Raw genomic sequence first — 10,515 nt, 5'->3', positions numbered from 1 at the left:
GGTAGAGCGCGGCGTCTTCGGTCCCATCGCCGCGTCATGCACGAAGGCTCGCTTACGCCACTTCGCGACTGTCTTGGGGTTCAGTCCATGCTGGGCGGCAAGATCTTTGAGCGGAGCTTTCGATCGCTGTAGCGTTGCTCTGACCGCGTGCGTGGTCGTGGCGCAGCCGTGAAGAACCTGTCCCATAACGCCTCCCGGTGTGCGGCGGTTACAGCTAAATTGATGCCACCACACCGCGGGACTGCACAGCTAGGAGCTGGAGGAGCGCCTTGCCGTTGAAGGGCGCACGGGACGGGTTCGTCGTCAACCCGCCACCCGCCTCGATGTAGTCGAGCTCGGCCGCGTTCGCCCGGCTGCACTCACGCGGATCCTGATAGATGAAGTACCAGCACAGACCGAGCGTGAGGCCTGCCAAGCCGGTGGCGTAAAAGACGCTACGCCAGCCGTGCTCCTGGGCGAGCCACAGTAGAAGACCTGCGAAGATGGGCGTGCCGATGTACTGTCCGGTGATGTAGAAGCTCGTCGCCATGCCGCGCTCCTTCGTAGGGAACCACATGGTCACGGCGCGGGCATTGGCCGGGAAGGCAGGCGACTCGAGAACACCCATCGCCAAGCGAGCGCCGAACAACGCATTGAAGGTCCCGGCAAAACCCTGAGCGATCGTGGCCAAAGACCACGTCACGAGCGCCCCTGCGTAGGCCATGCGCGAGCCGAGCATGTCGGCGATGTAGCCTCCCGGGACCAGCGCGAATGCGTAGGTCAGTCCAAACGCCGCAAAGATTTGCCCCATCTGTGCTTTGTCGAGCTGAAGCTCCTTGCTTAGAAACGGCGCGGCGATGCCGAGATTGGTGCGGTCTACATAGCTGATCACGGTCGCAATCAAGATGAAGAACAGCATGAAGAAGCGCATGCGCGTCGGCTTGGCGGCCGAGTCGGACGGCGTGATTCCTGCCGTGGCGTGCATCGGCCGCGTGTCGGCCTTGACCCGCTCCGTTCCCGCGTCGCGCGGCAGCGGAATGGTTTTGGCGAGGGCGTCTGGTTGGGACATCGGGTTCCTCTCCTGATCGGCGGCCAGCGACCGCTCTCGACGCGCCTCTCGCGGGCGCTTTTCGGTACGGGCAGTCACGCCGGCCGACTTACGAGGCCGCCCGGCGTCGAGTTGCGGAGTCCGGACCGGCCACCGGCCTGCATAGGAGGCGGTCGCCGGTTTGGGCGTCGCGGCAGCTGTCGGTCATCACGACGGCGCCAATAGAAAGCTTCAGCCGCGTCCCACGAACGGCATCGCCGTGGCCATGATCGTCATGGTCAGGATGTTCGCATCGAGCGGCAGACTCGCCATTGTTACGATGGCATTCGCGACGTGCTCGGGGTCGATCACCGGCTCCTCGCGCATGCTGCCGTCGGCTTGGATGACACCAGCCTTCATCCGCCCGCCCATCTTGGTGTCGGCGTTGCCGACATCGATCTGTCCGCACGCGATAGCGTGGCGTCGCCCGTCGAGCGCAGTGGACCGCGTCAGGCCCGTGACTGCGTGTTTGGCGGCGGTGTAGGGGGCCGAGCCGGGCCGCGGCGCGTGGGCCGAGATCGAACCGTTGTTGATGATCCTGCCGCCGCCCGGCTTCTGCGCCTTCATGATCCGGAAGGCCTCGCGTGTGCACAGGAAGGTGCTAGTCACGATCGCGTCTTGGACCGTGCGCCACTGACCGAGGTCGATCGCATCGATCTCGGCCGCCGGGATGTTAGACCCGGCATTGTTGAACAGCAGGTCAACCCGTCCGTGTCGATCCAGTACCTCGGCGAACAAGCGCTCGACCGATGCGGGGTCGGTCACGTCTGCGACGATGGCCTCGGCCGAAACGCCGCCGTCTCGGATGGACGAGGCAGCATCCTCAAGTTCGACCACTCGGCGGCCGACTAGTACGACCGCGAAGCCGCTCTGTGCTAGGGCGCGCGCGGAGACCCTGCCAATTCCGCTACTTGCGCCCGTGACGATCGCGATCTTTCGAGACATGTCAGCCTCCCTGCTCCATGTGGGCGATGCGCACGATTTGTTTTCAGGAGACGGAGCGCCGAGCCGGGGTTTCTGCGACGGGCGTGAGCGGTCCCTGACCAGCGAACCAAGCCACGAGATTGTCCACGACGAGGCGCGCCATGGCGTTGCGCGTGTGGTGTGAAGCGGAGCCGATATGCGGCAAGAGCACCGCGTTCTCGCAAGCCAGCAGGCTCGCGGGAACCTGCGGCTCGTGCTCGAACACGTCGAGCCCGGCTGCTGCGATGGTCCCATCGCCGAGCGCCACGGCGAGGTGCGCCTCGTTGATGATCGAGCCGCGGCCGACGTTGATGACGATGCCGTTCGAACCCAGCGCTTCAAGCACGGGCCGGTCGACAAGCCCATCCGTTGAGGGACCGCCGGGGGCCGCGATGATCAAGGTGTCGACCGCGTCCGCCAGGGCGATCAGGTCGCGGTGATACGGGTAGGTCACCTCGGTCTGGCGACGACGCCCGCAATAGCTGACCGGCACGCCGAAGGCCTCGACGCGGCGCGCGATGGCCTTGCCGATGCGGCCGAGTCCCAAGATACCAACCGAGCGCTCGCGTAAGCTCGATGTGAGCGGGAACACACCGGTGCGCCAGTGACCGGCGCGCAGGAAGCGCTCGGCCTGTCCAGTCCGCCGCACTGTGCCGAGCAGGAGCGCTAGGGCGATGTCGGCGACATCCTCCGTGAGTACGTCTGGCGTATGGGTGACAACGATCCCGCGCCGCGCCGCTTCGGCAGCATCAATATGGTCGTATCCGACACCGAAGCTGGCGACGATTTCGAGGTTGGGAAGTCGATCAAAAAGACGGCTGTCGATCGGGTCGTGGCCGCCTCCGGCAGCGATAGCGCGCACGGCCGCAGCCTCTTTGTCCGAGAGGGCTGTAAAGTCGGTGTTGTTAGGTATTCGAAGAGGTGCGAAATGATCCGCCACTCCCTGATCAATCAATAGCTTCGGAATGCCGTAGTGCAATACGTGGGGCTTCAAAATCGTCATCGGAAATTGCCCCGTCCTCCCCGCCCGTCCCTCGTATCGGGGACAGATCTTCAGGACTTCATGCGAACATCATTGCCAATTGGAGTCCAACTTAATCTCAGCATAGATCGATGCGCCTGCGGCATCGATGGTGGCAATGCCTGCGATTTTTCGATCGTTCAGGGCATGGCTGAGGAGCGGAGTGTCGGGGAAAGCCTATGCGCAGGCGGTTGCGTAACGGACAGGCGCCGCAGCAGTCGTGGTGGCAGCTGAAAACGGATGCGCGTCAGCGCAGCGACGTAGCATGACCGCTTTCGCGACGATCCAATCCAAAGCAGACCAGCCGCATTCGGCAATGGCATGCCGGCGCGGAACGCCCTCGAAGCGTCTTAAAGGGGTGGATTGCTGCTGTTGCGGTTTCAGCAGCGAGTTCGAACAAAGCGGACGCTCGGCGGTTGGCCGGAATTGGCCGAAAACGGAATGGCTCCTTCGGAGTAGGCTGGCCGCAAAAGCCCATGGCCTCCTACCCACTCTAGCCGGTCATTTCGATTTGTTGAGGCGGAGCCCGGAAGCGGGCATCGAGCTAAGCGCCACTGGGAACTGACGCCGGCCGTTGGCAGCCCAAGTCCTTAGGAAGAATTGCCGCCCGTTCACCGATCCAACTGTATCTGGGACGGCACGGCCCGAGGCCGGCGAACTGGTCCGCGCTCCCGCGCCCTTGGATCGGCTCAGGTCCTCGGCTCCGCTTCGTAACGGGCGACGTCACGCTGCCGCAGTACGGTGGCTTGACGGTGTGATACTGGTAGACCCGTATCAGGGGCAGGAGTCCTCGCCCCGCGTTAGCCCCTCGCCACGAGCCATGCCCGGCAAGTCCAACCTTCCCACGCATCCGTCGCCGAACTGCCCGAACCTTGGCTGACGCCTTCCAGTTCCTGCCGTCCGGCAGCCAGATAGGCGCCGAGATCCGCGTCTACGACTGGTCGGCCACGTCGCTCGGGTCGCCCGACCGCTGGCCGTCGTCCCTACGTGTCAGGCTGGCCCAGATGCTCGCCTGCCCGACAGCCATGTTCCTCGCCTGGGGGCCGGAGCTGCTCTGCTTCTACAACGATGCCTACAGGCCGGTCCTCGGCTACCGCCAGACCGAGGCCCTGGGTCGTCCCTTCCGCGAGGTCTGGGCGAGCATCTGGGACGAGATCGAGCCACTGGTGCAAGCGACCCTGGAGGGACGGAGCCAAACCCTGACCGACGTCATGCTCGACCTCTCGCGCGAGGGCCGGCCCGAGCAAAGCTGGTGGTCGTTCACCTACTCGCCCGCCCTCGACGATGCGGGCGCGGTCAACGGCCTGTTCTGCGTCACGGCCGAGACCACCGACAGGGTCCGCGGCGAGGCTGCCCTGCACGAGAGCGAAGACCATTTCCGGCACACGGTCGAACTGAACCCGCAGGTACCCTGGACCTGCGACCCCGATGGGAACATCGTCTCTTACTCGAACCGCTGGCTGGAGATCACGGGGCAGCGCCCCGGCGAACCCCTGGGCTCCGGCTGGGTCAAGGCCCTGCACGCCGAGGACGTGGACGAGACCTTGGCGAGGTTCGCCGCCGCGCTCGCCTCGGGCGAGCCGGTAGACGTGGACTACCGCGTCCGGATGGCGGCAACCGGGGACTTCCGCTGGATGCGCGCCCGCGCCTACCCGCGTCGGGACGCGGCCGGTGCCATCGTGCGCTGGTATGGGGTCGTGGAGGATGTACACGACCGCAAGCTGGCCGAGGCGCGGCTGCACGAGATGAACGCGACGCTGGAGCGGCGGGTCGAGGAGGCGCTCGCCCAGCGGAAGCTCTGGGCCGACGTATTCGAGACGACCGATGCCCTCGTCTGCGCCCTCGGCACGGACTTCAGTATCCTGGCCGCCAACAAAGCCTGGATCGCGGAGATCGAGTCCGTCTACGACGTGCGGCCGCGCGTCGGCGACAACCTTCTGGACCTCCTATCCCACATGCCCGAGGTGCTCGCGCAGGTTCGCCCGGTTTGGTCGCGAGCGCTCGCGGGCGAGGAGTTCACCCTGGTCGAGGCATTCGGCGATCCGCAGCGTCGACGCCGGCACTTCGAGGTGAAGTTCACGACGCTGCGGGACGCGCAGGGGACGCGGATAGGCGCCTTCCAGTACGTCCAGGACGTGACTGAGCATCTGCGTGAGCAGGAGCGGCTCTCTCGCGCCGAGGAGACGCTTCGGCACACCCAGAAGCTGGAAGCCATCGGCCAGTTGACCGGTGGCGTGGCCCATGACTTCAACAACATGCTGACCATCATCCGTTCGTCGGTGGAGTTCCTGCGTCGCCCGAACCTCGCGGAGGACCGGCGCACCCGCTACCTGGAGTCGGTCTCGGATACGGTGGATCGCGCCGCCAAGCTGACGAGCCAGCTTCTCGCCTTCGCCCGGCGGCAACCCCTCAAGGCCGAAGTATTCGATGTCGGCGCCCGCCTGCAGGACGTGTCGAACATGCTGGGCGCGGTGACCGGCGCGCGCATCAAGCTCGAAACGGAGGTGCCTGCTCAGCCCTGTTATGTGCGAGTCGACGCGAGTCAGTTCGAAACCGCGCTCATCAACTTGGCGGTCAACGCGCGAGACGCCATGGACGGCGAAGGCACGCTGACCCTGCGGCTCGACGGCAGCCGCCCGATGCCCCGCGTCCGCTCGCACGCGGGCGCGGCCGGTCCCTTCGTCGCCTTATCGGTGACGGACGGCGGGACCGGCATCGCACCGGACCTGCTGCCGCGGATCTTCGAGCCATTCTTCACGACGAAGTCGATCGGCAAGGGCACGGGCCTCGGGCTCAGCCAGGTCATCGGCTTCGCCAAGCAGTCGGGGGGCGACGTCGACGTCTCCAGCGAGGTCGGGCACGGGTCGACCTTCGTGCTTTACCTGCCGCAGACCGATCCGCCGACCATCCCGCAGGACAAGCCCGAAACGGGTCCCGCCGAGGCGCCCGAGGCATCGCGCAGGCTTTGCGTTCTCGTGGTCGAGGACAATCCCGACGTCGGGCGCTTCTGCACGCAGATCCTGGAGGATCTCGGTCATGCCACCGTCTGGGCGCTCGACGCCGAGTCGGCGCTCGCTGAGATCGAGCGGGCACCCGCCCGGTTCGATGCCGTCTTCTCGGACGTGGTGATGCCAGGCATGGGCGGCGTCGCGTTGGCCCGGCGATTGCGGTCGAGCCATCCCGCACTGCCGGTGATCCTGACGACCGGCTACAGCGACGTGCTCGCCCGGGACGACGCTCACGGCTTCGAGGTCGTGCGCAAGCCCTACTCGGCGGCGCAGGTCGCCGGTGCCCTCCGGGCGGCGGCGCCCATACGACGGCGTGCATTCGTGTGAATGCTGCCTGTCGAGCCGGATCAGGAATGTGCCAGTACCGCGACCGGACCGAAGATCCACCTGTCATCCGAACCGCGCCGATACCTTCTTCCAGGATGGTGACGAAAGCCGCCGGAGAACAGACTTGGGCGCATCACCGCCATAGCTACGGCGGAACCTGCGTCCGCTTTCGGGATCCGCAGGGCCGCGCGTGACTGACTGCGCTGGGTCGCCAGCGGAACGTCCACAAATGGCCGCCCTCATCTCAGCAGCTTCGATTGGGGTGCCTTCTCGCCTCGTCGGCATGGGCCGGCGAGGCGACTGACGATGGGATACTCCGCACTTGATCCGGCTACGAAAGGCCGGCCTGCCTGGAACGCCGGCCGCAAGCTCGGCGCCAAACGAGCCCTCAAACCTCAGCAGGTCTGGGCCATCCGGTTCTGGCTCAATCGCGAACGGCGCGTGCGCGACCGCGCGATGTTCGACCTTGCCATCGACAGTAAGCTGCGAGGCTGCGACATCGTCAAACTCAAGATTGGCGATCTCGTCAGCGGCGGCCGCGTCCGCAGCCGGGCCATCGTCATTCAGCGCAAGACCGGCCGGCCGGTGCAGTTCGAATTGCTCGAACCAGCGCGTACCAGCATCCTGGCATGGCTGGAGGCCAGGGGTGGATCGCTCGACGACTTTGCCTTCCCGAGCAGGCTCGATGGCGTCACTCATATCAGCACCCGGCAGTATGCACGCCAGGTCCACGAGTGGGTCTCGGGCATCGGGCTGCGAAGCGAGGATTACGGGACGCACTCGCTCCGTCGCACGAAGGCGTCGTTGATCTACAAACGGACCAGCAATCTGCGAGCGGTGCAGATCCTACTGGGCCATACCAAGATCGAGAGCACGGTCAGGTACCTCGGTGTCGACGTCGAGGATGCCCTGACCCCGGCAGAGGGAACTGAGATTTGAGCGTTCGGCCCCTCAGCTTCAGTGTCGAGGGGCTTCGAAACTACTCTGGCAGCAGTGCGCCCAACCCGGTCAGTCCGAGCCGTTCTGACGTTTCTCCATTGCGGGTATTGGCGTGAGAGCTGCCACGCATGACTGTTCGCAAATGGCGCGACCGTCGGCGGGTGATTGCATCGTGTCACCGTCGTAGGCTGACCGACACGAGTGGGTACGCTTAACCGCGAGACTGGCGCGGCGCTCAGGACATGCCGAGCCTGCTCGGCGCCTGCGGGAAGTCACTCCCTGAGCATCTCGGGGGGCTTCTCGTCCGGCATCGTCTCACGCACGTGGTGCCGGACGATCTTGGCGCTGAACGGCTTGCCGATGAACGTCGCGCCCTCAGGCAGATCGCCCGATCCGGGCTCAGCATGACCCGAGGCGACCACGACCGCGACGTGCGGCCAACGCTCGGCGGTTTGGCGGGCGAGGTCGAAGCCGTCTTCCCCCTCGGGCAACTGCACGTCGGTGAAGAGAAGTTGGACCACGTCGTGGTGCCGTTCCAGAACATGCAGAGGCTGGGCGACGTTCATCGCCTCCAACACCCGAAAGCCCGCATTTTCGAGGATGCTGGTAGCCTCCATCTGGATGAGGGCGTTGTCATCGACGACGAGGGCGTGGGGCGCATCGCCCGAATTTGTCTGTGTCACGCAATAACAATGTCCCACCTGGCCGGTATGATCGCCGGCCAACACAGTTTAAATCGATGCTCGCAATAGCAGAAAGCAACGCTCGTCATCCAAACTCGACCTACCTGTCGGAACCGTGGAACCGTTTAGAGAGCTAAGCCGCAACTGTGTGATTGCCCTTCGCGACCATGCAGGCCGAGGCAGCCCAACCATGAAGCGCATCACCTTTTACATCCGCGGCGACCGGCGCGTCCTGCTCGCCCGGTCGGAGCGCGAGGCGGCGCTCATGGCGGAGTCGGTCATCCGTCGCTACGACGACCCGCCCGGCAGGGTCGGCTTCATCATCGACGCCTCGGACGCCCAGGCAAGCGCGCGCATCGCGGCCTACCTGGACGATGCCGCCCAGGAGATGGAACTCGCATGAGCTCTTCGTCCACCCATCGACCGGGAGGTGGACCGATGTGCGCGATCCGCGGCGCGGCGAGTGGCGCCTGGATGCATCAGCCGCCGACCTCGATATCGCTACTCCCCTCCTTCCATGCGACCGGACCGGTGGCCAACGACAATCGGGCACGCAAGCCGCGGAACGGTTGGGGCGCAGCCGATGCCCTCGCCATCGCGTGGCGGCTCCTGCTCGGGGCCAGCGGCATCGGCATGATCGCCACCACAGCATGCCTGCTCGACCTTGGCCGTTAGGTCCCGTAGTCGACCATCCGAGGTGCATGCCCGTTCGAAGGTCTAACGGGTAGCGAGGCCAGTAGGCCACGCATACGTGACGGAACGGTCGCGGCGCGCTCACCGTATCTCGGTGGAGGTGCGCTCGTCACCGGAGAGGCAGAGGCGCATGGAAGCGACGATGGTGCAGGGCGAGGCCCCCGCGACGAGCCGCGCCGTCTCCGCAGCCGCCGCCCTGGGCGCACTCGGCATCGTCTACGGCGACATCGGCACCAGCCCGCTCTACGCCCTGCGCGAGACCATCAAAGCTGCGGCCGCTGACGGTCCGCCGCAGCGCGAGGCGGTCCTCGGCTCCGTCTCCCTCATCCTGTGGTCGCTCGTGGTCATCGTTGCGCTGAAGTACGCCATCCTGATCCTGCGCGCCGACAACCGCGGCGAGGGCGGCATCGTCGCCATGCTGGCGCTTCTGGGCGAACGGCACGCACCTGCCCGCTCCCGCGGTGGTCTGTTGCTCGTCGTCGGAATGATCGGCGCGGCCCTTCTCTACGGCGACGGCGCGATCACGCCGGCCATCTCCGTCCTGTCCGCCGTCGAGGGGCTGAAGCTCGACGCGCCGAGCGTCGTGCATCAGCCACGAGACGGTGGTGGCCTCGGAGAAACGTCCCGGCATGGCGGGTTGGCGCGAGGAGGTCTTCGCGCTGATGCAGCGCAATGCCGAGGAGACGGCGAGCTACCTGTGCGTACCGGCCCGGCAGGTGATGGAGGTCGGCACCGAGATGGAGGTGTGAGTGGTGGCCGTTCGACGAAGGCGTAGGGCGCGATGAGGACGCCGAAGGGCTTTGCCGAGTTCGCCTCACGGGTGGCGCGCGCCGCGGGTCGGCCGACGACCTTCGCGCTCAGCCTGATCCTCATCGTGGTCTGGGCGGTCACGGGGCCGCTGTTCGGCTTCTCTGACACGTGGCAGTTGGTGATCAACACCGGGACGACCATCGTGACGTTCCTGATGGTGTTCCTCATCCAGAACACGCAGAACCGGGATGGAGCGGCGATCCAGGCCAAGCTCGACGAGCTGATCCGAGCGAGCGCGGCCCAGAACCGCTTCATCGGCATCGAGGGCTTGGCGGAAGAGGAGCTCGACGAGTTGCGCGCCAGGCTCGCGCTCCACAACGGTGCGCCTTCGAGCTCGGTGATCGAAGCCGCCGATCAGGCAGAGGCTGCCGCCGATGTCACAGCTCGCGAGGCGGCGCAACGAGTTGCCGGGTCGCCCAGCTATCCGAGATGAAACAAGCGTACAGCCCTGGGCCGTATGGCATCCGATGCGGCCTGACCCATCGGACGAGCAGCCACGCGCTTCCGTCCCGGGCCGGGGACGTCATCGCCTAAACGTCCGCCGCACCGGGACAGGCGAAGCTTGCCCACGTCCGCTCCGCCTTCACGCTCTCGCACGAGACGTATGGCAGCCCGCCCATGACACACGAGCTGCGCGAGCAGGGCTTGGCGGCAGGCCGGCGACGCGTGGCCCGGCTGATGCGGGAGAACGGGCTCAAGGCCCGCCAGCCGCGCCGCTTCCGGCGCACCACGGACAGCAGTCACGCCTTTCCAGTCGCCCCCAACCGGCGCGCCAAGGACTTCACGGCAGCAGGGCCGGATCGGAAGTGGGGCGCGGACATCTCCTACGTCTGGACGCGGGAGGGCTGGCTGTACAGGGGTGGCTGTACCTGGCGGTGGTCCTCGATCTGTACTCCCGACGGGTCGTGGGCTGGGCGGTGGGCGATCGCCTTCACAAGGAACTTGCACCGGCTGCGTTGCGACGTGCCCTTGTCGTCCGACAAACCGGACCAGGTTTGTTGTATC

10 protein-coding genes and 2 pseudogenes are annotated in these 10,515 nt (G+C 66.0%); 7 read left to right on the top strand and 5 right to left on the bottom strand.

The genetic code is table 11. The annotated features are described in order from the left end of the window. The 4 genes from AC1DXK_RS28475 to AC1DXK_RS28460 all read right to left on the bottom strand — a co-directional run. The coding region (locus AC1DXK_RS28475; protein ID WP_477297057.1) for a transposase at nucleotides 1-186 on the bottom strand (186 nt) is incomplete at its 3' end. A 28-nt stretch (nucleotides 187-214) separates the two neighbouring features. Then, entirely contained in the window at nucleotides 215-1,048 is an 834-nt protein-coding gene (locus AC1DXK_RS28470) for an MFS transporter (RefSeq protein WP_477299551.1), read from the bottom strand. Nucleotides 1,049-1,258: 210 nt separating this feature from the next. Continuing rightward, on the bottom strand, nucleotides 1,259-2,011 hold the full coding sequence (locus AC1DXK_RS28465) for an SDR family oxidoreductase (RefSeq protein WP_456684712.1): 753 nt from the start codon (nucleotides 2,009-2,011) through the stop codon (nucleotides 1,259-1,261). Nucleotides 2,012-2,054: 43 nt separating this feature from the next. Further along, on the bottom strand, nucleotides 2,055-3,032 hold the full coding sequence (locus tag AC1DXK_RS28460; RefSeq protein WP_456684711.1) for a 2-hydroxyacid dehydrogenase: 978 nt from the start codon (nucleotides 3,030-3,032) through the stop codon (nucleotides 2,055-2,057). Nucleotides 3,033-3,922: 890 nt separating this feature from the next. Between AC1DXK_RS28460 and AC1DXK_RS28455 the strand changes: the two genes are divergently transcribed. Both AC1DXK_RS28455 and AC1DXK_RS28450 read left to right on the top strand, forming a co-directional pair. Beyond that, complete coding sequence (locus AC1DXK_RS28455; RefSeq protein ID WP_456684710.1) at nucleotides 3,923-6,385, top strand: PAS domain-containing protein; 2,463 nt, start codon at nucleotides 3,923-3,925, stop codon at nucleotides 6,383-6,385. A 306-nt stretch (nucleotides 6,386-6,691) separates the two neighbouring features. Further along, nucleotides 6,692-7,324: a tyrosine-type recombinase/integrase gene (locus AC1DXK_RS28450; protein WP_456684709.1), complete on the top strand. Its 633-nt coding sequence runs from the start codon at nucleotides 6,692-6,694 to the stop codon at nucleotides 7,322-7,324. Nucleotides 7,325-7,596: 272 nt separating this feature from the next. Here AC1DXK_RS28450 and AC1DXK_RS28445 read toward each other — a convergent pair whose 3' ends face one another. Next, complete coding sequence (locus AC1DXK_RS28445; protein ID WP_456684708.1) at nucleotides 7,597-8,007, bottom strand: response regulator; 411 nt, start codon at nucleotides 8,005-8,007, stop codon at nucleotides 7,597-7,599. Between the two features lie 190 nt (nucleotides 8,008-8,197). Between AC1DXK_RS28445 and AC1DXK_RS28440 the strand changes: the two genes are divergently transcribed. The 5 genes and pseudogenes from AC1DXK_RS28440 to AC1DXK_RS28420 form a co-directional block, all read left to right on the top strand. Further along, on the top strand, nucleotides 8,198-8,410 hold the full coding sequence (locus AC1DXK_RS28440; RefSeq protein WP_456684707.1) for a hypothetical protein: 213 nt from the start codon (nucleotides 8,198-8,200) through the stop codon (nucleotides 8,408-8,410). Nucleotides 8,411-8,538: 128 nt separating this feature from the next. Then, nucleotides 8,539-8,682 (top strand): hypothetical protein, encoded by a 144-nt coding sequence (locus tag AC1DXK_RS28435; RefSeq protein ID WP_477299550.1) that lies wholly within the window; start codon nucleotides 8,539-8,541, stop codon nucleotides 8,680-8,682. A gap of 148 nt (nucleotides 8,683-8,830) precedes the next feature. Then, nucleotides 8,831-9,283 (top strand): annotated as a pseudogene (locus tag AC1DXK_RS28430) (KUP/HAK/KT family potassium transporter); the annotation flags it as partial. Nucleotides 9,284-9,481: 198 nt separating this feature from the next. Continuing rightward, nucleotides 9,482-9,943 carry a low affinity iron permease family protein gene (locus AC1DXK_RS28425; protein WP_456684705.1) on the top strand — a complete coding sequence of 154 codons (462 nt, stop codon included), beginning with the start codon at nucleotides 9,482-9,484 and terminating at the stop codon, nucleotides 9,941-9,943. 128 nt (nucleotides 9,944-10,071) lie between these two features. After that, a pseudogene (locus AC1DXK_RS28420) lies at nucleotides 10,072-10,515 on the top strand (IS3 family transposase); the annotation flags it as partial.

Source organism: Methylobacterium sp. P3_A11, from assembly GCF_056403155.1.
This window is presented reverse-complemented; position numbering and strand designations above follow the sequence as displayed.

Bases quoted from the DNA above. Each gene is read 5' to 3' on its own strand.
- AC1DXK_RS28470 (WP_477299551.1), bottom strand. From the start codon at position 1,048: ATGTCCCAACCAGACGCCCTCGCCAAAACCATTCCGCTGCCGCGCGAC.
- AC1DXK_RS28450 (WP_456684709.1), top strand. From the start codon at position 6,692: ATGGGATACTCCGCACTTGATCCGGCTACGAAAGGCCGGCCTGCCTGG.
- AC1DXK_RS28465 (WP_456684712.1), bottom strand. From the start codon at position 2,011: ATGTCTCGAAAGATCGCGATCGTCACGGGCGCAAGTAGCGGAATTGGC.
- AC1DXK_RS28425 (WP_456684705.1), top strand. From the start codon at position 9,482: ATGAGGACGCCGAAGGGCTTTGCCGAGTTCGCCTCACGGGTGGCGCGC.
- AC1DXK_RS28460 (WP_456684711.1), bottom strand. From the start codon at position 3,032: ATGACGATTTTGAAGCCCCACGTATTGCACTACGGCATTCCGAAGCTA.
- AC1DXK_RS28440 (WP_456684707.1), top strand. From the start codon at position 8,198: ATGAAGCGCATCACCTTTTACATCCGCGGCGACCGGCGCGTCCTGCTC.